This window comes from Variovorax sp. GW823-FHT02B07 (assembly GCF_058797695.1).
Genome location: NZ_JBXAJX010000011.1, coordinates 1 through 22,374 on the forward strand (window position 1 = coordinate 1; position 22,374 = coordinate 22,374).

Below are 22,374 nucleotides of genomic sequence, written 5' to 3' on the forward strand. Positions count from 1 at the left end.
GAAATCAAGGAGGAGGGGCGAAGCCCCGGGGGACATTCGCGGAGCAAGGTACCGCGTCGGCGGGAGCGTCGCCCTGAATGTCAGGAGTTCAACCCGCCAACCCGACGTACACGTTCTGCACGTCGTCGTTCGCATCAATGGCCGCAAGAAACGCCTCGACCTCTTCCAGGTCCGCCGCACTCAGGCTCGCCGGATCGACCGGATTCTTCGGCCGGTAGCCCAGCTTGGCCGACAGCACGGTGAAGCCCTGGGCCGGCAGTGCGCGGCTCACCAGGTCCAGGTCGGCGGGCTCGGTCAGGAACAGGGTGGTGCCGTCTTCGGCGCCCGGCTCGAAGTCTTGCGCGCCGGCTTCGATGGCGGCCACTTCGGCGTCGGCGTCCTTGCTGGCGGGCTCGGCTTCGATCATGCCGAGGTGGTCGAAGTCCCACGAAACCGAGCCGGAGGTGCCGAGCTGGCCCTTGCGGAACAGCACGCGCATTTCAGGCGCGGTGCGGTTCACGTTGTCGGTCAGGCACTCGACCATCACGGCCACGCGGTGCGGGGCGAAGCCCTCGTACATGACGTGGTCGAAGTGCACCGCCTCGCCCGTGAGGCCGGCGCCCTTCTTGATGGCGCGGTCGAGCGTGTCCTTCGGCATCGAGACCTTGCGGGCCTGCTCGACGACCAGCCGCAGCCGCGCGTTCGAGGCCGGATCGGCGCCGTTGCGCGCGGCGATCATGATTTCCTTGGCCAGCTTGCCGAACAGCCGGCCCTTGGCATTCGCGGCCACGTCCTTGTGCTTGGCTTTCCATTGCGCGCCCATGTCTGCATTCCTTGGTGTTGTGGGGGGTGGCGAAACGCCGCAGCCCCCGAGGATGCCACGAGCCGGGGGCCGCGCCCAGCCGGCCCCCTTCCGCCGTCAGGGCCGCCCCGTCTGCTCGCCCTCCTCCGGCGCCAGGCTGACCCACAAGGCGGCGCCCACGATCAGCAGGCCGCCGGCCCAGCCCCAGGCGCCGATGCGCTCGCCCAGCCCGAGGGCCGCGATGGCCGCGCCGAAGACCGGCTCGCTGCCCATGAGCAGCGACACGCGGCTCGGGCTGCTGCGCGAGGCCGCGTGGTTCTGCGCGAAAAAGGCGAACACGGTGCACAGCAGCACGAGATACGCCATGCCCCACCAGAAGCCGGCCGTGGCGGGCGGCAGCTGCCAGGCGCGCCCGCCCGACGCGGCCAGCAGCGACAGCGCCGCCGCGCCCAGCGCCATCACGCCCGACTGCACGGCCGTCAGCGTGAGCGCCGGCAGGGTGTGGCGGCCGGCCAGCCGGCGCGTGAGGCACACCATGACGGCGCGCAGGAAGGCAGCGGCCAGCATGAGGGCATCGCCCCACCCCATCGACAGGTCGGCGAGCGAGGGCGCCGAGAGCAGCGCCGCGCCCACGGCCGAGAGCCCGGCCGCCCAGAACACGCGCCGCGCGGGCCGCCGGTCCAGCAGCCACCATTCGACGAACGGCGTGATCGCCACGCACAGACTGATGAGGAAGGCGGCGTTGCTCGCCCGGGTCAGTGAGACGCCGAAGGTCTCGCACAGGAAGATGGCGAGCAGGTTGGCGCCCAGCAGGCCGCCCACGGCGAGCCCCTGGCGCCATTGCGGGTCACGCCACAGCGGCCGCAGCGCAGGCAGCAGCACGAGAAAGGTGAGGCCGAAGCGCAGCGCGACGAACTCGAGCACGGGCAGCTGCTGCGTCGCCTGCTTGGCCACGGCATAGCTGCCGCCCCAGACCGCCGCCACGAGCAGCAGCATGAGCTCGGCCGGGCCGAAGCCGGCCGTCCACGACCTGCGCCCGACCGGGACCGCACCTTGCAACACCTTTGAATCCATACTGTCTGCCCGCGGCCCGGGGCGCCTGAAAGAAGAAGAGAAGGCGCATTGTTCCGGGCGGCACCAGGGCCGCACAGCCGTCGGCCGGAACAGGACTCTTGCGTGGTCGGAACGAATTCATTTCTCAAGGTGCTGCCCGAGATGGTCACCTTCGTGCGGGTCGCCGAACTGGGCAGCTTCTCGGCCGCGGCCGACCAGCTGGGCATCACGCCCTCGGCCGCGAGCCGGCAGGTGAAGCGGCTCGAACAGGAGATCGGCGTGCAGCTGCTGCAGCGCACCACGCGCCAGCTGCGGCTCACGGAGCCCGGCGCCGAGGCTTTTGCGCGCTGCCGCGAGCTGGTGGCGGCGGCGCAGGGCGCGATGGACATCGGCGCGCAGTTCGCGCGCACGCCGGCCGGCCGGGTACGCCTGAGCGCGCCGAAGGCCTTTGCGCGGCGCGTGCTGCATCCGCACCTGCTCGACTTCCTGCGCGCCTATCCGGAAGTGGACGTGCAGCTGATCGTGGCCGACCGCGACATCGATCCGATCCGCGAAGGCGTCGATCTGGTGGTGCGGCTGACCACGGCGCCGCCCGAGGGGCTGGTGGCGCGGCAGCTGATGGCGGTCGAGCACATCCTGTGCGCCACGCCGGCCTACCTGGCGCGCCACGCCGCCATCGCGCACCCGCACGACCTGCGCGCGCACAGCTGCCTGTCGCTGGGCGAGCACGAGCGCGACAACCACTGGCGCTTTCGAAAAGACGGTGAAGACGAGGTCGAGGTGGTGGTGGGCGGCCGCTACGTCTGCAACCACAGCGAGATGCGGCTCGACGGCGCGCTCGCGGACCTGGGCGTGGCTTGCGTGCCGGCCTTCACGGCGCGCGAGGCGCTGGACGACGCCCGCGTGGTGCGTGTGCTGCCCGACTGGGCGCTGCAGGGCAGCTACCAGGGGCACGCGTGGCTGATGTACCCGCCCAGCCGCTACCTGCCGCCCAAGTGCCGGGTGCTGGTCGAGCACCTGCTCAGCGCGGTGCCTTCCCCGTGAGCACGCGCACGGCCTCGGGCAGCGAGTGGACCTGCGGCATGAAGTGGTCGATGAGCGCGCCCAACGCCACCGCGCAGATCACCGCGCCCAGCAGCGGCTTCCACGTGAGCCGCACCGCCGCCATGAGCCAGCCTTCGCGCGCCACGCGCACCGCGGCGCGGGCCGACACATAGGAAAAGGCGACCTCGATCGCCACGGCCAGCAGCGCGTCCCAGCTGAAGTACAGCAGCACGAGCGAGCCCGCGCCGAGCACGACGGCCACGCACAGCAGGAAGATGGCGAGCACCGGCACGACGATGATCGCGCCTTCGTCGGCACTGCCCGCGGCGTCGAGCGCGCCGCTGGCCACGTCGGAGAGTGCGCTGCCGCCGTCGGCGGCGTCAGGCGCGCATCCATGATCGCTGGAGCCGTCGGCACCCAGGTCCGCATCGGGCGCCTCGAACTCGGTGCGCCGCTCCACCAGCCGCTGTGCCCACCAGCGCAGCACGCACAGGTACCCGACATAGCCCACGCCGAGCGTGACGAGGTAGCGCACGGCCAACGACTCGACGTGCAGCAGGTGCATCTGCAGCGCCGACACGCCCCACATCAGCAGCAGCGTGAAAGTGCCGATCAGCAGGCCGTGCGTGCGCAGGCTGTGATCGCGGTGCAGGTCGCGTTCGACCTGGGTTTCCCACAGGCGCACGGAGCGCCAGTTGGAAAGAACCTTCACGTCATTCGTCGGCGGGTGCGAAAGGCACCCGCGGCGCGACCGCGCACATGAGTTCGTAGCCGACGGTGCCGGCGGCCTGGGCCACCTCGTCGATGGGCAGCACCGCGCCGGTCAGGGCCGAGCGGCCCCACAGCGTGACCTCGGCGCCGAAGGCGGCGTCGGGCACGGGCGTGAGGTCGACGGTGATCATGTCCATGCTCACGCGGCCCACCATGCGGGTGCGCACGCCGTTCACCAGAACCGGGGTGCCGGTGTCGCAGTGGCGCGGGTAGCCGTCGGCATAGCCGACCGCCGCGATGCCGATGGTGAGCGGGCCTTCGGCCGCAAAGCGCGAGCCGTAGCCGATGGTGTCGCCGGCCTTCAGCGTCTGCACCGAGATGAGCCGGGTCGACAGCGTCATGGTCGGCTGCAGCTGCCAGTGCGCCGCGTCGTGTTCGGGGAAGTCGGGGGCGCTGCCGTACAGCACGATGCCGGGGCGCACCCAGTCGCCGCGCGTGCGCGGCGCATGGCGCAGCGTGGCGGCGCTGTTGGCGATGGAACGCTCGCCGGGCAGGTCGCGCGTGGCGCGCTCGAACACCTCGAGCTGGTGCTCGATGCCGCGCGGGCCGTCGGCGTCGCTGAAGTGCGTCATGAGCGAGATCTCGTCGACCTGCGGGAGCGCGTTCAGGCGCGTCCAGGCCGAGCCGAAGCGCTCAGGCGAGAAGCCCAGGCGGTTCATGCCGGAGTTCATCTTCAGGAACACGCGCTGCGGCTTCAGGGTCTTGTGGGCCGCGAGCATGTCGATCTGCTCGTCGCAGTGCACCGAATGCCACAGGTCCAGGCGCGAGCACAGCTCCAGGTCGCGCGCATCGAACACGCCTTCGAGCAGCAGCACCGGGCCGCGCCAGCCCAGCGCGCGCACGCGCTCGGCCTCGGCCAGGTCGAGCAGCGCAAAGCCGTCGGCGCCGCGCAGGCCTTCGAAGACACGCTCGATGCCGTGCCCGTAGGCGTTGGCCTTGACCACGGCCCAGACACGGGCGTCGACGGCCGAGCGGCGGGCGCGGTCGAGGTTGTGGCGCAGGGCGGCGGTGTGGACGGTGGCGAGAATGGGGCGCGGCATGGCGGGTGTTGGGGTGGTTTCAGACCACGTTTTAGCATCTTCGGGAATGGGGTCGAATCCCGTGGGGATGCCTGAATTCGCGTCGTACCCCCATGCTATAACCGCCCATTCGCGCCTGACGCGACACTTTTTCACTACCGCCAGCAGACCCTCTGGCCAGCCAGCCCATCGATGAAGCGCGGTTTTTACACGATCATGTCGGCCCAGTTCTTTTCGTCGCTGGCCGACCAAGCGCTTTTCGTCGTTGCCGTCGATCTCATGCGAAGTTCGGGCGCCCCCGAATGGCAGCGGGCCGCCCTGGTGCCGATCTTCGCGGTCTTCTATGTGGTGCTGGCCCCGCTGGTGGGCGCCTTTGCCGACGCGCTGCCCAAGGGCAAGGTGATGTTCATCAGCAACGCGATCAAGGTCGTGGGCTGCCTGATGATGCTGTTCGGTTCGCACCCGCTGCTGTCGTATTCCATCGTGGGCCTGGGCGCCGCGGCCTACTCGCCGGCCAAGTACGGCATCCTCACCGAGCTGCTGCCGTCGTCGCAACTGGTCAAGGCCAACGGCTGGATCGAAGGACTGACCATCGCCTCGATCCTGCTGGGCATCGTGCTCGGCGGCATGCTGGTCGGCCATGCGGTGTCCAGCCAGCTGCTGCTGATCGACCTGCCGTTCATCGACACCGGCATCGACTCGCCGGCCGAAGCCGCCATTGCGGTGCTGATCTTCGTCTACGTGCTCGCGGCCTGGTTCAACACCCGCATCCCGCACACCGGCGTCGAGATGCGCCCGCTGCGCTCCAACCCCGAGCAGAGCATGGTGCGCAACCTGGCCGGCCTGCTGCCCGACTTCTGGCATTGCAACGCCCGCCTGTGGCGCGACCGGCTGGGCCAGATCTCGCTGGCGACCACCACGCTGTTCTGGGGCGCGGGCGGCAACCTCAAGTACATCGTGCTGGCCTGGGCCGCCGTGGCGCTCGAATACAACACCACCCAGGCCTCGGCGCTGACCGGCGTGGTGACCATCGGCACCGCGGTGGGCGCCATCGTGGCCTCGATGTACATGCGCCTGGACATGGCCACGCGCGTGATCCCGATGGGCATCGCGATGGGCCTCATGGTGATCTGCATGAACTTCATCGGCAACGTCTGGCTGGCGGTGCCGTTCCTGATCATCCTGGGCGGCCTGGGCGGCTTCCTGGTGGTGCCGATGAACGCACTGCTGCAGCACCGCGGCCACAACCTGATGGGCGCGGGCCGCTCCATCGCCGTTCAGAACTTCAACGAGCAGGCCTGCATCCTCCTGCTGGGCGGCTTCTACAGCGTGTGCACGGGCCTGGGCCTGTCGGCCTACGGTGCGATCAGCGCCTTCGGCCTCGTGGTGGCGGGCTGCATGTGGATCATCAAGCGCTGGCACGAGAACAACCTCAAGAAGTATCCTGAGGAAGTCGAGCACCTCCTCGCGATCGCCCGCAGCGACAAGCACCACTGATTTCGCGCGACCGCGTTGGTGCAATGGCCGGCGCGCCGAGCGCCCCCACTCCAACGCCCCCATGCCCGCCCTCGCCCTGATGTTCAACGCCTTCGTGTGGGGCGTTTCGTGGATTCCGTTCCGCCAGATCGCCAGCCACGGCTTGCATCCGCTGTGGACCACCTGCCTGATCTACCTCGTCATCGCCACGGCGATGGGCCTCGTGCGCCGGCACGCCTGGAAAGCCTTCGCCGCGTTCCCGATGCTGGTGGCGCTGGGCCTCGCAGCGGGCTTCACCAACGTGGGTTTCAACTGGGCCGTGACGCAGGGCGACGTGGTGCGCGTGGTGCTGCTGTTCTACCTGATGCCGCTGTGGAGCGTGCTGCTGGCCTGGCTGCTGCTGGGCGAGCGGCCCACGGGCGGCGCACTGATGCGCGTGGCGCTGGCGCTCACTGGCGTGGTGGTGGTGCTGAAGGCGCCGGGCACCGACTGGCCGGTGCCCTCGAGCCTGCCCGACTGGCTGGGCGTGGCGGCAGGCTTCGGCTTTGCCGTGACCAACATCGTGCTGCGCCACCTGCGGCATGCGCCGGGCGAGTCGCGCGCGCTGGCGATGTTCTGGGGCTGCACCGTGGTGGCGGGCGTCGGCGCGGTGAGCGGCACCGCGTTCGGCGGCATCGATTCACCGCTGCTCGCCTCGCCCGGCTGGCTGGGCTGGGCCGCGCTGCTGGGCACGGGCTTCATCGTCGCCAACGTGTGCCTGCAGTACGGCGCACCGAAGCTGGCGGCCAGCGCGACCTCGGTGATCATGCTGTCGGAAGTGCTGTTCGCCAGCGTCTCGTCGGTGGCGCTGGGCGCGTCCACCATGAACTCGCGCATCCTCGTCGGCGGCGCGCTGATCGTGCTGGGCGCGGTGTGGTCGGCGTTTGCGCGAACCCCGCTCGCGCGCGATGATGGCGTTTCCGCGTCCACCTGAGGAGCTCTCTCCATGACCAGCGTCTACGACTTCCAGGCCACCCGCATCGACGGCAAGCCGGTGAAGCTCTCGACCTTCCGCGGCAAGGTGCTGCTGATCGTCAACACGGCGAGCAATTGCGGCTTCACGCCGCAGTTCGAAGGCCTGGAAGCGCTGCACGAAAAGTACGCCGGCCAGGGCCTCGCGGTGCTGGGCTTTCCCTCCAACCAGTTCGGCGGGCAGGACCCGGGCACCAACGAGGAAATCGGCGCCTTCTGCATGACCAACTACGGCGTGAGCTTCCCGATGATGGAGAAGATCGACGTCAACGGCAGCAACGCGCTGCCGCTGTACCAGTGGCTCACCAAGGAAAAGCCGGGCCTGCTGGGCAGCACGGCCATCAAGTGGAACTTCACCAAGTTCCTGGTCGGGCGCGACGGCGCGGTGCTCAAGCGCTATGCGCCGCTGGACACGCCGGCTTCGCTCACGCGCGACATCGAGGCGGCGCTGGCCGCCGGCTGAGTTCAGAAGCGGAAATCGGCGCTCTTCGGCGCGCCGCCGACCGTCACGGTCTGGCTCTTGGTTTCACCTGTCGAGGTGCTCACGTCGATCACGTAGCGCCCCGCCGGCACGTCGATGAGGCACACCGGACCGGTGGCGGTGAAGGCCATGGCGGCGGACGAATTCGCGTCGCCGCCCTTGATCGCGACGTTCAGGTTGGCCAAGTAGGCCCCGTCGGCGCGCGCGAACAGCAGCGACAGCGGGTGGTTCTTCATGGCGGCGCGCATGGCGTTCGACTCGTCGGAGCCGATGCCGCCGCACACATAGCGCGTGGTGCCGATGCCCTGCCAAGGCGGCAGGGCCGAGGGCGGCTGCTGCGCCTGCGCGGCGACGGTGCCTGCGATGCAGGCAGCGGCCAGCAATGCACGGGGCAGCGGAAAAGCAGAAACGAAAGACATGGCACGAACTCCTTGCAGCGTCTTCGATTCGCCATGATGCGCCCCGAACGCGCCAGGCGCACGTCGGACGGCAGCGTGCCCTGCCGTGCGCGCGCGCCCTACCCTGCGGGCGTCTGCAGCGCCGCGTCGAGCAGCTCGACCCAGTGCCGCACGGGCGTGTCGCCGCTGCCGCTTTGCAGGTGCGTGATGCAGCCGATGTTGGCCGAGGCGATGGTCGTGGGCTGCAGCTGCTTCAGGTGGCCGAGCTTGCGGTCGCGCAGCGGGTAGGCCAGCTCGGGCTGCAGCACCGAGTAGGTGCCGGCCGAGCCGCAGCACAGGTGCGATTCGTTCATGGCCACGCGCACGTCGAAACCGAGCGCGCGCAGGTGCGTCTCGACGCCGCCGCGCAGCTTCTGGCCGTGCTGCAGCGTGCACGGCGGGTGGTAGGCGACCACGCCTTCCGGCGCGCGCACGCGGCCCTGCAATGCGGGCACGAGCTCGGGCAGCAGCTCGCTCAGGTCGCGCGTGAGCGCGCTGATGCGCGCGGCCTTGGCGGCATAGGCCGCGTCGTGCTGCAGCAGGTGGCCGTACTCGCGCACGGTGACGCCGCAGCCCGAGGCGTTCATCACGATGGCCTCGACCTCGTTGCTTTCGACGAAAGGCCACCATGCGTCGATGTTGGCGCGCATCTGCGCCTTGCCGCCCTCCTGGTCGTTGAGGTGGAACTTCACGGCGCCGCAGCAGCCCGCCTTGGGCGCAATCACCGCTTGAATACCGGCGGCGTCGAGCACGCGCGCGGTGGCGCTGTTGATGTTCGGCGCCATCGACGGCTGCACGCAGCCTGCGAGCATCAGCACCTTGCGCGCGTGCGTGGCGGTGGGCCAGCGGCCGGCGTCCTGCTTGGCGGGCACCTTGGCCTTCAATCCTTCGGGCAGCAGCCCGCGCACCGATTGGCCGAGCTTCATCGCGGGGCCGAACAGCGGCGACGGCAACGCCTCCTTGAGCAGCCAGCGCGTGGCCGACTCCATCGCCGGGCGTGGCACTTTCTCGTCGACGATCTTGCGGCCGATGTCGACCAGGTTCCCGTACTGCACGCCGCTCGGGCAGGTGCTCTCGCAGTTGCGGCAGGTCAGGCAGCGGTCGAGGTGCAGCTGCGTGCTGCGCGTGGGCGCATGGCCTTCGAGCACCTGCTTGATGAGGTAGATGCGCCCGCGCGGCCCGTCGAGTTCGTCGCCGAGCAGCTGGTAGGTCGGGCAGGTGGCGGTGCAGAAGCCGCAGTGCACGCACTTGCGCAGGATGGCTTCGGCTTCGCGGCCCGCGTCGGTGTCGCGGAATTCGGGGGCTAGTTCGGTTTGCATCGCGGGGGTGTCGTTTCTTTTCTTATTGGTCGTCTGCGAAGAGCCGGCCGCGGTCGAAGACCCCGTGCGGATCGAACTCCTGCATCAGCGCGCGATGGATGCGTGCCACCGGCGCGCTCAATGCATCGAAGCGCGGCACGTCGCAATCAGCCGCTTGCGCCGCGGGCACACGGAACAGCGTGGCATGGCCACCCGCTGCCTGCGCGGCCTCGCGCAGGCGCGCAGCCTGTGCGGGCGGCGCGAGGTACCAGCGCTGCCCGCCGTGCCATTCGACCAGCGGCGCGGCGCAGCCCTCGATGGCGATCACCGGCGCGGTCTGCGGCACCGACAGGCGCCACAGCGCCAGCGACCCGGCTTCGTCGAGCGCGAACCACGGCATGCGCTGGTCGCGCAGCGCGGCCCATCCGGCGGCGGCGCGCACCGGGTCCTGGCGTTCGCCGCCGAGCTGCGCGCAGGCGGCTTCGACGGCCGCCACGGCGCCGCGCAGCCGCAGGCGCAGCACGCCCGCGCCGGGCGCGTGTTCGAACCAGCTGCTCGCGTTCAGCGGCAGCGGGCGCCCGCCCCACTCGTTGAGCAGGCGCAGCGCATCTGCCTGGCTGCAGGCGAAGGCGAGCGTGGCCTCGGCGGGCGCCACGGGCAGCACCTTGAGGCTCACTTCGGCGATCACGCCCAGCGTGCCGAGCGAACCCGCCAGCACGCGCGAGACGTCGTAGCCGGCGACGTTCTTCATCACCTGGCCGCCGAAGCTCAGCACCTCGGCGCGGCCGTTGATGAGCGTGGCGCCGAGCACGTAGTCGCGCACCGCGCCCACGCTGGCGCGCGACGGGCCGCTGAGGCCGGCAGCGACCATGCCGCCCACCGTGCCGCCATCGGCAAAACACGGCGGCTCGAACGGCAGGCACTGGCCCTGTTCGGCGAGCGCGGCCTCGAGCTCGGCCAGTGGCGTGCCGGCACGCACGGTGACGACCAGTTCACTCGGCTCGTAGCTCGTGATGCCGCCGAGCGCGCGCAGGTCGAGCAGCTCGCCGCGCGGTGGCTGGCCGTAGAAATCCTTGGTGCCGCCGCCGCGCAGGCGCAGCGGCGTGGCATCGGCCGCGGCGGCGCGCACGCGCTCGACGACCTGCTGGAGGGCGGTATCCGTGTTCATGAAGCTCTCAGAATCTCGGCAGGTCGGGATGCGCCAGCCGGCCGCCGCGCACCACTTCCTTGCCGTACTCGGCGCAGCGCTGCAGCGTGGGAATCACCTTGCCGGGGTTGAGCAGCCCGGCGGGGTCGAAGGCGCGCTTGATGCCGAACATCTGCTCGTTCTCGGCCGCGGTGAACTGCACGCACATGCTGTTGAGTTTTTCCACGCCCACGCCGTGCTCGCCCGACACGGTGCCGCCCATGGCGACGCTGGTCTCGAGGATGTCGGCGCCGAACAGCTCGCAGCGGTGCAGCTCGTCGGGGTCGTTGGCGTCGAACAGCACCAGCGGATGCAGGTTGCCGTCGCCCGCGTGGAACACGTTGCAGCAGCGCAGGTTGTACTTCTTCTCCATCTCCTGGATCGCCAGCAGGATGTCGGCGAGCCGCTTGCGCGGGATGGTCGAATCCAGGCACATGTAGTCGGGGCTGATGCGACCCGACGCCGGAAAGGCGTTCTTGCGGCCGCTCCAGAATTTCATGCGCTCGTCTTCGCTGGTGCTCACGGCGATGGCGGTGGCACCGCAGCCGCGCAGCACGTCGGTCATGCGGCCGATTTCTTCTTCGACCTCTTCGGGCGTGCCGTCCGACTCGCACAGCAGGATGGCGGCGGCGTCGAGGTCGTAGCCCGCATGCACGAAGTCTTCGACGGCGGCGGTCATGGGCTTGTCCATCATCTCCAGGCCGGCCGGGATGATGCCCGCCGCAATCACCGCCGCGACCGCGTCGCCGGCTTTGCGCACGTCGTCGAAGCTGGCCATGATGCAGCGCGCCAGCTGCGGCTTGGGCACGAGCTTCACCGTGACCTCGGTGGTCACGGCCAGCATGCCTTCGCTGCCGATGGCCAGCGCGAGCAAATCGAGCCCCGGCGCATCGAGCGCCTCGCCGCCGAATTCGATCGCCTCGCCCTCGGCCGTGAAGCCGCGCACGCGCAGCACGTTGTGCAGCGTGAGGCCGTACTTCAGGCAGTGCACGCCGCCCGAGTTCTCGGCCACGTTGCCGCCGATGGTGCAGGCGATCTGACTCGACGGATCGGGCGCGTAGTAGAGGTTGAAGGGCGCGGCGGCTTCGCTGATCGCGAGGTTGCGCACGCCGCACTGCACGACGGCCGTGCGGCTCACGGGGTCGACCTTCAGGATGCGGTTGAACTTGGCCAGCGACAGCGTCACGCCCAGCGCGTGCGGCATGGCGCCGCCCGAGAGCCCGGTGCCCGCGCCGCGCGCCACCACCGGCACGGCCAGCGCATGGCAGGCGCGCAGCACGGCGGCCACCTGCGCCTCGGTCTCGGGCAGGGCCACCACCAGCGGGCGCTGGCGGTAGGCCGTGAGGCCGTCGCACTCGTAGGGCGTGGTGTCTTCGGCGTGCCAGATGAGCGCATGCGCGGGCAGGTGCGCCTGCAGCGCCCGCACCACCTGCGCCTGGCGCTCCGCCTTCGACAGCTGCGCGTGCTGGTCGGTCGTGACGGGAGCATTCATGGCGGGAACAACTTTCAGCGGACGACCATCAGGGTGAATGGCCACACATAGGCCTGCAGCGTCACGTACAGGCCGACCAGCGAGGCCAGCGCGATCGAGTGGAAGAACACGTAGCGCAGGATGTCGCCTTCGTGATTGAACCACCGCGTGGCGGTGGAGGCCACCACGATCGACTGGGCGTCGATCATCTTACCCATCACGCCGCCCGAGCTGTTGGCCGCGCCCATGAGGTTGGGCGCCAGGCCCAGCTGCTCGGCCGCGACCTTCTGCATGCCGCCGAACAGCACGTTCGAGGCCGTGTCGGAGCCCGTCATGGCCACGCCGATCCAGCCCATGAGCGTGCCGAAGAAGGGATAGAACACGCCGGTGTTGGCAAAGGCCAGGCCCAGCGTGGTGTCGGTGCCCGAGTAGCGCGTGAGCGTGCCCAGCGCGAGCATCAGCACGATGGTCATGAGCGAGTAGCGCACCATCCAGAGCGTGCGCACGAAGGTGCGCACGATCTCGATCGGGTTGTACTTCATGAACAGCGCGCTCACGATCGCCGACAGCAGGATGCCGGTGCCCGTGGCCGACAGCAGGTTCAGCACATACACCGCGCCTTCCTTGGTGGGCGCGGTGACCACCGGCGGCATCTTCTCGATCAGGTTGTGCAGCCCGCCCATCGGGAACGAGGGCGCGAAGACGCCGTTGAGCGCGGTCTTCACCGACGGCAGGCCCCAGATGAAGACGAACACCGAGAGGATCACCCAGGGCATCCACGCGCGCACCAGCGCTTCACGGCTGTGCACGACGATGGCCGCCGGCGGCTTGGCCTCGTGCGCGCTCACGTCCTTGCCGCGCAGCGAGGGCGAGCGCCACACGTTCTTGGGCTGCCACACGCGCAGGAACAGCACCAGGCTGGCCATCGACACGATGGCCGCGATGATGTCGACCAGCTCGGGGCCGATGAAGTTCGACACCAGGTACTGCGGCACCGCGAACGACACGCCCGTGACCAGGATGGCCGGCCACACTTCCATCATCGCCTTGCGTCCGGCGAAGGCCCAGACCAGCCAGAACGGCACCAGCAGCGAGAAGAACGGCAGCTGGCGCCCGATCATCGCGGTGACTTCCATCAGGTCGTAGCCGTGCACCTTGGCCAGCGTGATCACCGGCGTGCCGAGCGCGCCGAAGGCGACCGGCGCGGTGTTGGCGATCAGCGAGAGGCCCGAGGCGGCCAGCGGCGAGAAGCCCAGCCCGATCAGGATGCCGGCCGTGACCGCCACCGGCGTGCCGAAGCCCGCCGCGCCCTCGAAGAACGCGCCGAAGCAGAAGGCGATCAGCAGCAGCTGGATGCGGCGGTCTTCGGTGATGCCCGAGAGCGAGTCCTGCAGCACCTTAAAGCTGCCGTTCTGTTCGGCCAGCTGCTGCAGGAAGATGATGTTCAGCACGATCCAGCCGATCGGCAGCAGGCCCGTGAAGCCGCCGAAGAGCGCGGCGCGCCCGGCCATCTCGGCGGGCATGCCGTAGGCGAACACGGCGACGGCCAGCGCCGCCAGCAGGCCCAGGCCTGCGGCGATGTGGGCCTTGATGTGAAAGAAGCCGAGGCACGCAAGCATCACCACCACCGGGATCGCGGCGAGCGCGGTGGAAATGATCATGTTGCCGAACGGGTCGTAGATCTGCTGCCAGGTCATGCGTTGTCTCCGGGGAGGCTGTTGTTGTGCCCCGCACTCTAGGGAGAAGCGCGCCGTCCGGATTGAAGGTTTTTTGCCCGGACCTTGATAAAAATTTGTCGGGCCGGCGTGTCGGTCAGTGCAGCGTCTGAACGATCCAGTCGACGAAGGCCGCGCACTCCCAGCGCTCCAGCGTGCCCGGCTGCCAGCAGATGTAGTGGCGGTGCGGCGAGGGCACGGGCCGTTCCGACAGCGCCACCAGCCGGCCCGATTCGAACCAGGCGGCGCCCAGCTTCTGTCGCACCAGCGCCACGCCGAAGCCGCTGGCGGCCGCGTCGTAGACCAGGCCCAGGTCGTTGAACTGCGCGCCCAGGTGCGGCTCGGGCTGGTCGATGCCGCAGCTCGCGAACCAGGTGCCCCAGGGCTCGAGCGGGCTGCGGATCAGCCGCGCGCTGGCGATCTCGGCCGCGGTGCGAAAGCCGTCGAAGGGCCCGAACTCGTTCAGGTAGCTCGGGCTGCAGGCGGGCACCACGTCCTCGGCGATGAGCAGGCGGTGCTCGCAGTCGGCGTACGCGCCGATGCCGTAGCGCACCTGCAGGTCGGTCTGCTCGGCGGTGACGTCGAGCAGCGGGATCGACACGTGCAGCGCCAGCTCGATGTCGGGGTAGAGGTTGCGAAACAGCTCCAGCCGCGGCATCAAAAACTGGCGGCTGAAGGTGGGCGTGACGGCCACGCTCAGGCGCGGTGCGCGCAGCGCCGCGTCACGGCTGCCGGGCGTGGCCTGCTGCAGCGCGGCCAGGCCGACGCGCACGTTCGCCAGGTAGGCCGCGCCGTCGGCCGTGAGGCTGAAGTCGCTGCGCCCGAAGAGCTTGAAGCCCACGTGCGCCTCGAGCTGGCGGATGCGGTGGCTCACGGCGCTGGCCGTCACGCACAGCTCGTCGGCCGCGCGGCCCGCATGCCGCAGGCGCGCGACGGCCTCGAAGGTCAGCAGGCATTGGATCGGGGGGATGTGGTGCAGGGCCATCCGCAAGCAGCCGGAAGGCTCAGTCTTCGAAAAAGCTGACTGGCAGACCCGGCGTGTCGACGCGCATCGAGAGCACGGTGCCCGAGGCCGGGCGCTGCACCAACTCGTCGGCCGGGCGGCCCTTGCGCCCGCTGGTGACGAACAGCGTGCGCAGGTCGTCGCCGCCGAAGCAGGGCATGGTCGGGCACTGCACGGGCACCGCGATGGCGGCCACGCGCTCGCCCGTGGGCGCAAAGCGCAGCAGCTGCGCGCCTTCGAACATCGCGACCCAGTAGTGGCCGGCGGCGTCGACGGTGGCGCCGTCGGGGCGGCCGTCGTAATGCGTGGGCGTGCTGGGTACCCAGCCCGCGGGCTTGGGGTCGAACTGCTGGAACACGCGCGCATGCGACAGCGTGTTGGCCTCGGCGTCCCAGTCCCAGGCGCGCACCACGTGCGCGGCGGTGTCGGCCCAGTACAGGGTGCGGTTGTCGGGCGAGAACGCCAGGCCGTTGGCGGTGGTGACGTGTTCCAGCATCGACGTGATGGTGGGCGAGACGTCGCCCGGGCGTGCGTCGAAACAGTAGAGCGCGGCGTTGGCGCGGTCCTTGGCCTCGTTGAGCGAACCGGCCCAGAAGCGGCCGAGCGCGTCGCACTTGCCGTCGTTGAAACGCATGGCGCGCACGTCGTGCTCCGCGCGCGCCATGGCGACGAGGCTGCCGCCCCACTCGCGGGCCCGGTAGATGCCGTCGCGCAGCGCGATCACGAGGCCGCCCGTGCGTGCCGGCGCCATGCAGCCGGGTTCGGTGGGCAAGGCCCATCGCTCGACCGTGGCCGTGGGCGAACCGATCTCGCCGCGCGTGCGCAGCACGGCGCGGCCCGGGATGTCGAGCCAGTAGAGCGCGCGTTCGTGCGGATGCCAGAACGGCGATTCACCCAGCTCGCAGAGGCTGTCTTCGATGGAGGTCCACATGGTGGGGCGATTGTGCCCCCGGCCACGCGGGCCGCGGGCAAAAAAAAGCCCGCTGACGCCGAAGCGCTCGCGGGCTGAACATCCAAAGGAGACTCGCCTGAAAAAACCGGGAGTGGTTGTTCTTCTTTGTATCGAAAAGGGGGGTGGTGGTCTTGGAGGAGCGGGGGCCGGCGCCGTGCCGGGCCACCCGCTGTCTGTGTGCGAATCAGCGGTTGTAAGCCGTTTCGCCGTGGGACGAGATGTCGAGGCCTTCGCGCTCTTCTTCTTCCGACACACGCAGGCCCAGGGTCAGGTCGGCGATCTTGTAGGCGATGAACGCGACCACGCCGGACCACACGATGGTGAACAGCACGCTCTTGACCTGGATCCAGACCTGCGCGCCCATCGAGAAGGTGTCGGGGGTCAGGCCGCCGGTGCCGCCCAGGCCCTTGGCAGCGAACACGCCGGTCAGGATGGCACCCAGGATGCCGCCCACGCCGTGCACGCCGAACACGTCGAACGCGTCGTCGGCACCGAGCATGCGCTTGAGGCCACCGACACCCCACAGGCAGACCAGGCCGGCGAGCAGGCCCAGCACGATCGAACCCATCGGGCCGACGAAACCGGCGGCAGGCGTGACAGCCACGAGGCCGGCAACGGCACCGGACGCAGCGCCCAGCATCGAGGCCTTGCCCTTGTGCAGGCTCTCACCCAGGATCCACGACAGGGCCGCGGCGGCGGTGGCGAGCACCGTGTTCACGAAAGCCAGGCCGGCGGCGGCGTTGGCAGCACCTGCCGAACCCGCGTTGAAGCCGAACCAGCCGACCCACAGCAGCGAGGCGCCGACCATGGTGAGCGTGAGCGAGTGCGGCGTGAAGGCTTCCTTGCCGTAGCCCACGCGCTTGCCGACCATGTAGGCACCGACCAGGCCGGCGATACCGGCGTTGATGTGCACCACGGTGCCGCCGGCGAAGTCGAGCGCGCCGTCCTTGCCCAGCAGGCCGCCGCCCCACACGATGTGGGCCATCGGCACGTAGCTGAAGGTGAACCAGATCACCGAGAACAGCAGCACGGCCGAGAACTTGGCGCGTTCCGCAAAAGCGCCGACGATCAGCGCCACGGTGATGGCCGCGAAGGTGCCCTGGAAGGCGAAGAACACGTATTCGGGGATCGTGGTCAGCGCGCCGAAGGTCTCCTGCGTGATGCCCTTCATGAAGATCTTGTCGAAGCTCCCGAAGAAGTTGCCGTCGCCCGTGAAGGCCAGGCTGTAGCCGTAGATGGCCCACAGCAGGCTGATGAGCGAGAAGATCACGAAGACCTGCATCAGCACCGACAGCATGTTCTTGGAACGGCCCAGGCCGCCGTAGAACAGCGCCAGGCCGGGAATGGTCATCAGGATCACGAGCAGGGTCGAGGTGAGCATCCAGGCGGTGTCGCCGGAGTCGACCTTGGGCGCGGGGGCGGCGGCCGGTGCGGCGGGCGCGGCTTCGGCAGCAGCGGGTGCTGCAGCCGCTGCAGGCGCGGGCGCAGCCGCGGCAGGTGCAGCAGGTGCCGATGCAGCCGGTGCCTCAGGGGTGGCGGCGGGTGCCTGGGCCAGCGCCGAAGTACCGGCGACGAAGACGCTCAAGCCGAGCGCAAGAGAGACAAGAAGTTTTTTCATAGTCGTTGTTCTTTCGGGCCAGGACTCGATCAGAGGGCTTCGCGGCCCGTTTCGCCGGTGCGGATGCGCACGACCTGCTCGAGGTTGTAGACAAAGATCTTGCCGTCGCCGATCTTCCCGGTGCGCGCGGCGCCTTCCACGGCCTCGATCACGCGGTCGACCAGCTCGTCGGAGATGGCCGCCTCGATCTTCACCTTGGGCAGGAAGTCGACCACGTACTCGGCGCCGCGGTACAGCTCGGTGTGGCCCTTCTGGCGACCGAAGCCCTTCACTTCCGTGACGGTGATGCCCTGCACGCCGATGGCCGAGAGCGCTTCGCGCACCTCGTCGAGCTTGAACGGTTTGATGATGGCTGTGACCAGCTTCATGATGAGTTGCTCCTTCTGGATGGATGAAAGGCGGCGCGGCAACGTGGGCCGCGCCTGGTTGTTCTGTCGATTACAGCGTCTTCGTCAGCGTGAGGATGAAGCGTGCCTTGTTGGGCGAGTAGTAGGTGGTGCCGAAGGTGCCGAAGTCGGGGATCTCGATGCCCGGGTAGGCCACGACCTGGTAGTTGGCCTTCTTGTTGGCGCCCTGCACCGAGCCCGTGAGCGTCAGGCCGCTGCCGAAGTCGTAGGTGGCGCCGATGTTGTAGTCCACGTAGCTCTTGTAGCCCAGGCTGCGGATGTCGCTGGACATGTTGGTGAAGCCGACGGCCGCCTTGAGCGTGACCTTGGGCACGATCTCCTTGCTGTAGGCCAGGTTCAGGTAGCCGGTGTTGCGGCCCTTCAGGCCCGAGCCCGTCTTGGCGCCGGCGTAACCGAAGTAGTCCTTGGACACCGTGTGCGAGTACTTGGCCGTGAACGAGCCGAAGCTGTCGTTGGCGTAGGTGGCGCCCACGTACAGCTCGGTGGTGTTGCCCACCGAGTTGCCCGGGTAGATGTAGGTGAGCGCGCCCACGTCCATGTCGACCGGGCCGGCCTTGAACTTGTAGCCGCCGTACAGGTCGCTCTCGATGCTGTTGCCCTTGAGCCAGTTGACGCTGGAGTTCCAGTTGCCGATGTAGAAGCCGCTGTCGCCGAAGGCGTAGTCGAAGCCGCCCTGGATGGCGGGCTTGAAGCCCTTGGTCTTGGCGTAGTCGTTCTTGCCGATCATGTCCTGGTCCTGGCCGCGGAACTTGTAGTTCGTGGTCAGCGAGACATTGCCCGTGAGCAGGGGCGCGGGCGCCGGTGCGGCGGCGTCGGCGGCCTGGGCCATGGCGGCGCCCGAGGCGGTCAGTGCAGTGGCCAGAACGATCAACGCCTGGGCGGCGGTACGGTGCGTCATCAGGGAACTCCTCGCAAGTGTGTTGTTGGACCTGAGCACCCTCAAAGCAGGGAGCGTGCCAAACTGCACGAATACCGCCCCGGCCAGAGGGCGCAGGTGTCCGGCGATGAGCGCCAAATCGTTACAAGCCCTGTTTCCGGCAGTTGCACACGCTTGCACGCTGCACGGTCCTGGGCTTGCACGTCGCAGGCGCACCAACTTGGGGAGAGGGAGAAAAATGAGTCTGTCTTTGGTGCAAAGCCGCGCCTTGCTCGGCTTGGAGGCCGCCGCCGTCACGGTCGAGGTGCATCTGGCGAACGGCCTGCCGAGCTTCACGCTGGTCGGGCTGGCCGAGACCGAGGTCAAGGAGGCGCGCGAGCGCGTGCGCTCGGCGATCCAGAACGCCGGGCTCGAATTTCCGACCAACAAGAAGATCGTGGTCAATCTGGCGCCCGCCGACCTGCCGAAGGATTCGGGCCGCTTCGACCTGCCCATCGCCCTGGGCATCCTCGCGGCCAGCGGGCAGATCGAGAACGCCCGCCTCGCCGGCCATGAGTTCGCCGGCGAGCTGTCGCTGTCGGGCGAACTGCGCCCAGTGCGCGGCGCGCTGGCGATGGCCGTGGCCACCTACACGCAGGGCGCGGCCGTGCGGCTGGTGCTGCCCCTGGACAGCGCGCAAGAGGCTGCGCTGGTGCCCGGTGCGCAGGTGTACGGCGCCCGGCACCTGCTCGACGTGGTGCGCCAGTTCGTCGCCGGCGGCGGCGGGCCCGTCGACGCGAGCGACGACGGCTGGACCCGCGTGCGCGCCGCGCCCGGCGACGGCGCCCCGCGCTATGCCGACCTGGCCGACGTCAAGGGCCACACCGGCGCCAAGCGCGCCCTCGAGATCGCTGCGGCCGGCGGCCACAGCCTGCTCATGGTGGGCGAGCCGGGCTCGGGCAAGTCGATGCTGGCGCACCGCTTCGCCGGCCTGCTGCCGCCGATGAACGTGGACGAAGCGCTGGAGAGCGCGGCCATCGCCAGCCTCGACGGCCGGCTGGCGCCCGAGCGCTGGATGAGCCGCCCGACGGCCACGCCGCACCACACGGCGAGCGCGGTGGCGCTGGTGGGCGGCGGCTCGCCGCCCCGGCCGGGCGAGATCTCGCGCGCGCACCACGGCGTCTTGTTTCTGGATGAGTTCCCCGAGTTCACGCGCGCCGCCCTCGAAGCCCTGCGCGAGCCGCTGGAGACCGGCACCATCACGATCACCCGCGCCGCCCGGCGCGCGGAGTTTCCGGCGCGCTTCCAGCTCATCGCCGCGATGAACCCCTGCCCCTGCGGCTACCTCGGCTCCACGCTCAAGCCCTGCCGCTGCACGCCCGAGCGCGTCGCGCGCTACCAGGGCAAGCTCAGCGGCCCGCTGCTGGACCGCATCGACCTGCACATCGAAGTGGCGGCCGTGTCGGCGCCGCAGCTGCTCGATGCGCCGGCGGGCGAATCGACCGACAGCATCCGCGCGCGCGTGGTGGGCGCACGCGACCGCGCGCTGCAACGCCAGGGCCATGCGAACCAGGGGCTGCAGGGCCGCGCGATCGACACGCACGCCGTGCTCGACGGCCCCGCCCGACAGCTGCTGCAGCAGGCGGCCGCGCGGCTGGGCTGGTCGGCGCGCAGCACGCACCGAGCGCTGAAGGTGGCGCGCACCATCGCCGACCTCGCGGGGCAGGACGCGGTGCAGGCCGCGCACGTGGCGGAGGCGGTGCAGTACCGCCGCGCATTGCGCACCGGCACGCCCTGACGCGCCGCCCTCTTACTTGAACTCGTGGCTCACCACCGGTGCGGACTTGCTGTCCTGCACCGTCACGCGCTGGCGGTAGGCCGTGAGGTCGCCGTTGCGCACCTCGATCGTGTAGATGCCGGGGCGCAGCGGCAGCGACTTGAGCGGCGGGCTCACGCCGCGGTCGGCGCCGTCGACGAAGACCTGGCCCCAGGGCCGGATGTTGAACTGCACGCGGCCCATGCCGGGCGCCGCGGCCGGCGGCGGTGGCGGGGCCGGCGGCGCGCCCGCGATCACGGTCGGCACGGGGTTCGTGCTGCCCGCGGCCGGCGGAGGCGGTGACTGCCGGTTGAGCTGGGCGATGGCGTTGCGCGCCTCGCGCGCATGCAGGCCGCGGCGGTGGCGCCGCAGGTAGGCCTCGTAGCCTTCTCGGGTGTTCTCGGCCTGGGCCAGGTTCCAGTCTTCCACCTCGGCGACCACGGCGGGGTCGGGGGGCGGCGGCGCTTCGGGTTGGGCCGGCGGTGCAGGCTGCGCGGGCGGCGCCTCGGGCTCGGCCGGGAGCGCCGCAGGTGGCGTGGGCGCGGCGGCGATGGGCACGTTGTCGAGCGGGCTCAGCGGGGCGCTGGCCGATGCGGCGGGCGCGGACGCAGGCAGGGCCTCTGAGGTCGCGCCGGCCGGCGGCATCGCGGCCGGGGGCGCGCCCGGATCGGACATCGGCGTGCCGGGCGGCGGCGCGGCCGCAATCATCGGATCGGACGGTGCCTTGGCCGTCAGCCGCCAGCCGATCCAGCCGCCGACCGCGAACAGCGCGAGCACCAGCGCGCCCACGAGGAACCACGGCGGGCGCTTCGACGGCTTCTTCGGGCGCGCGACGGGCGATGGCGGCGCAGGCGGCGGTGGTGCCTGCACGCGCGCGGTCGCCGCTTCCACGGGCACGGGCTGCACCTCGGGCGCGGGCGGTGGCGCTTCCTCCACAGGCTCCGGCGCAGGCGGCTCCTGCGGCACGGGCGCCGCGACGGGCACGGCAGCAGCAGCCACCACCGCCAGCGCCGACCGGTCCACCACGTACAGATCGCCCAGCTTCACCAGCCCCAACTCCGCCGCGAACGCCGCCACCGTCTGCGTGCGGTCCTTGCTGTGCACGGCCAGCGTGTGGTCGACCGCGGCGCAGAAGGCCGGGCTCAGGTCGTCGCGGTCCATCGACGACAGCGGCACGTAGGCGTCCTGCACGCTGCGCACCACGGCCGAGGGCGGCGGGTGCCCCGTGACCGCGCGGTACAGCACGGCGCCCAGCGCATAGAGGTCGGTCCACGCGCCCTGCAGCAGCGTGTTGTCGTCGGCGTACTGCTCGATCGGCGAGTAGCCCGACTTCACCATCACCGCGACCTCGTCGACGAGGTCGGCGATCGACTTGCGCGCGGCGCCGAAGTCCAGCAGCACCGGGCGGTCGTCCTGCTGCTGGATGAAGATGTTGTCGGGCGCGATGTCGCGGTGGAAGCACTGGCTGTGGTGCAGCGTGTCGAGCGCGCCCAGCAGCGGCCCCAGCATGCCCAGCAGCCAGGGCTCCGTCAGCGTGCCCGGCTCGCTCTCGGCCAGCTGGCGCAGCGTGCGGCCCTTGTACAGCTGGATCGCCATGTAGGCGGTGGAGTTGGCCTCCCAGAAGCGATGCACCCGCACCAGCGCCGGGTGGCTGAACTGCGCCAGCGTGCGCGCCTCGTTGATGAAGCTGCGCAGGCCCGCCGCGAAGGTGGCGGTGAGGCGCTCGGAGCGCACGTGCACGCTGTTGTCGCCCACGCGGCGCGCGAGCATCGAGGGCATGTATTCCTTGACCGCCACCTCGCGCTGCAGCGAGTGGTCGTAGGCGCGGTAGACGATGCCGAAGCCGCCCTCGCCGATGACTTCGAGCAGCTCGAACTCGTCGAGCCGGTGGCCCGTGCCGAGGGGATGGGGGCGCTCCTCCTGCGGGTCGGGCGTCGCGCTAGGGCTGGCGGGCGTCGTCATGGGGTGTCTCTTCTTCC

Annotated in this window: 20 protein-coding genes; 5 read left to right on the forward strand and 15 right to left on the reverse strand. The window is 70.0% G+C overall.

The window, feature by feature from the left end; genetic code table 11:
- Nucleotides 1-88: 88 nt before the first annotated feature.
- Complete coding sequence (locus tag AC1RGU_RS29765; protein WP_095949820.1) at nt 89-802, reverse strand: YebC/PmpR family DNA-binding transcriptional regulator; 714 nt, start codon at nt 800-802, stop codon at nt 89-91.
- Nucleotides 803-898: 96 nt separating this feature from the next.
- Entirely contained in the window at nt 899-1,855 is a 957-nt protein-coding gene (locus AC1RGU_RS29770; RefSeq protein WP_492700033.1) for a DMT family transporter, read from the reverse strand.
- A gap of 141 nt (nt 1,856-1,996) precedes the next feature.
- Between AC1RGU_RS29770 and AC1RGU_RS29775 the strand changes: the two genes are divergently transcribed.
- Nucleotides 1,997-2,878 (forward strand): LysR family transcriptional regulator, encoded by an 882-nt coding sequence (locus AC1RGU_RS29775; RefSeq protein WP_492700138.1) that lies wholly within the window; start codon nt 1,997-1,999, stop codon nt 2,876-2,878.
- Here AC1RGU_RS29775 and AC1RGU_RS29780 read toward each other — a convergent pair.
- Both AC1RGU_RS29780 and alr read right to left on the reverse strand, forming a co-directional pair.
- Entirely contained in the window at nt 2,856-3,590 is a 735-nt protein-coding gene (locus AC1RGU_RS29780; RefSeq protein WP_492700035.1) for a hypothetical protein, read from the reverse strand. The two genes, AC1RGU_RS29775 and AC1RGU_RS29780, sit on opposite strands and share 23 nt — an antisense overlap.
- Before the next feature lies 1 nt (nt 3,591).
- Entirely contained in the window at nt 3,592-4,689 is a 1,098-nt protein-coding gene (gene alr / locus AC1RGU_RS29785; protein WP_070063521.1) for an alanine racemase, read from the reverse strand.
- 171 nt (nt 4,690-4,860) lie between these two features.
- Between alr and lplT the strand changes: the two genes are divergently transcribed.
- The 3 genes from lplT to AC1RGU_RS29800 all read left to right on the forward strand — a co-directional run bounded on the left by lplT (nt 4,861) and on the right by AC1RGU_RS29800 (nt 7,618).
- Nucleotides 4,861-6,165, forward strand: a complete 1,305-nt coding sequence (gene lplT / locus AC1RGU_RS29790; RefSeq protein WP_062476894.1) for a lysophospholipid transporter LplT — start codon at nt 4,861-4,863, stop codon at nt 6,163-6,165.
- 61 nt (nt 6,166-6,226) lie between these two features.
- Complete coding sequence (locus AC1RGU_RS29795; protein WP_492700037.1) at nt 6,227-7,117, forward strand: DMT family transporter; 891 nt, start codon at nt 6,227-6,229, stop codon at nt 7,115-7,117.
- 12 nt (nt 7,118-7,129) lie between these two features.
- Nucleotides 7,130-7,618, forward strand: coding sequence for a glutathione peroxidase (locus tag AC1RGU_RS29800; protein ID WP_070063522.1), 489 nt, complete (start codon nt 7,130-7,132; stop codon nt 7,616-7,618).
- A gap of 2 nt (nt 7,619-7,620) precedes the next feature.
- On the opposite strand, the gene AC1RGU_RS29805 is transcribed toward AC1RGU_RS29800, so the two are convergent.
- The 10 genes from AC1RGU_RS29805 to AC1RGU_RS29850 all read right to left on the reverse strand — a co-directional run bounded on the left by AC1RGU_RS29805 (nt 7,621) and on the right by AC1RGU_RS29850 (nt 18,621).
- Nucleotides 7,621-8,055, reverse strand: coding sequence for a carboxypeptidase regulatory-like domain-containing protein (locus tag AC1RGU_RS29805; RefSeq protein WP_492700039.1), 435 nt, complete (start codon nt 8,053-8,055; stop codon nt 7,621-7,623).
- A 98-nt stretch (nt 8,056-8,153) separates the two neighbouring features.
- A complete protein-coding gene (glcF, locus tag AC1RGU_RS29810; protein WP_492700041.1) occupies nt 8,154-9,392 on the reverse strand; it encodes a glycolate oxidase subunit GlcF in 1,239 nt (412 codons plus the stop codon).
- A gap of 22 nt (nt 9,393-9,414) precedes the next feature.
- A complete protein-coding gene (gene glcE, locus AC1RGU_RS29815) occupies nt 9,415-10,539 on the reverse strand; it encodes a glycolate oxidase subunit GlcE (RefSeq protein WP_492700043.1) in 1,125 nt (374 codons plus the stop codon).
- Between the two features lie 7 nt (nt 10,540-10,546).
- Nucleotides 10,547-12,049, reverse strand: a complete 1,503-nt coding sequence (locus AC1RGU_RS29820; protein WP_159278893.1) for an FAD-linked oxidase C-terminal domain-containing protein — start codon at nt 12,047-12,049, stop codon at nt 10,547-10,549.
- Between the two features lie 14 nt (nt 12,050-12,063).
- Nucleotides 12,064-13,725, reverse strand: a complete 1,662-nt coding sequence (locus AC1RGU_RS29825; protein ID WP_139703424.1) for an L-lactate permease — start codon at nt 13,723-13,725, stop codon at nt 12,064-12,066.
- Nucleotides 13,726-13,840: 115 nt separating this feature from the next.
- Nucleotides 13,841-14,728, reverse strand: a complete 888-nt coding sequence (locus AC1RGU_RS29830) for a LysR substrate-binding domain-containing protein (RefSeq protein ID WP_070063527.1) — start codon at nt 14,726-14,728, stop codon at nt 13,841-13,843.
- A 19-nt stretch (nt 14,729-14,747) separates the two neighbouring features.
- Nucleotides 14,748-15,677 carry an SMP-30/gluconolactonase/LRE family protein gene (locus AC1RGU_RS29835; RefSeq protein ID WP_492700046.1) on the reverse strand — a complete coding sequence of 310 codons (930 nt, stop codon included), beginning with the start codon at nt 15,675-15,677 and terminating at the stop codon, nt 14,748-14,750.
- 205 nt (nt 15,678-15,882) lie between these two features.
- The gene (locus tag AC1RGU_RS29840; protein ID WP_492700048.1) at nt 15,883-17,316 is read right to left on the reverse strand and encodes an ammonium transporter; all 1,434 of its coding nucleotides are present in this window, start codon (nt 17,314-17,316) and stop codon (nt 15,883-15,885) included.
- 29 nt (nt 17,317-17,345) lie between these two features.
- Nucleotides 17,346-17,684: a P-II family nitrogen regulator gene (glnK, locus tag AC1RGU_RS29845; protein WP_056583732.1), complete on the reverse strand. Its 339-nt coding sequence runs from the start codon at nt 17,682-17,684 to the stop codon at nt 17,346-17,348.
- Between the two features lie 70 nt (nt 17,685-17,754).
- Nucleotides 17,755-18,621, reverse strand: a complete 867-nt coding sequence (locus tag AC1RGU_RS29850; RefSeq protein WP_492700050.1) for a TorF family putative porin — start codon at nt 18,619-18,621, stop codon at nt 17,755-17,757.
- Nucleotides 18,622-18,838: 217 nt separating this feature from the next.
- Between AC1RGU_RS29850 and AC1RGU_RS29855 the strand changes: the two genes are divergently transcribed.
- Nucleotides 18,839-20,377, forward strand: a complete 1,539-nt coding sequence (locus tag AC1RGU_RS29855) for a YifB family Mg chelatase-like AAA ATPase (protein ID WP_492700052.1) — start codon at nt 18,839-18,841, stop codon at nt 20,375-20,377.
- A 12-nt stretch (nt 20,378-20,389) separates the two neighbouring features.
- Here AC1RGU_RS29855 and AC1RGU_RS29860 read toward each other — a convergent pair whose 3' ends face one another.
- Nucleotides 20,390-22,357 (reverse strand): serine/threonine-protein kinase, encoded by a 1,968-nt coding sequence (locus tag AC1RGU_RS29860; RefSeq protein ID WP_492700054.1) that lies wholly within the window; start codon nt 22,355-22,357, stop codon nt 20,390-20,392.
- Nucleotides 22,358-22,374 lie beyond the last annotated feature (17 nt).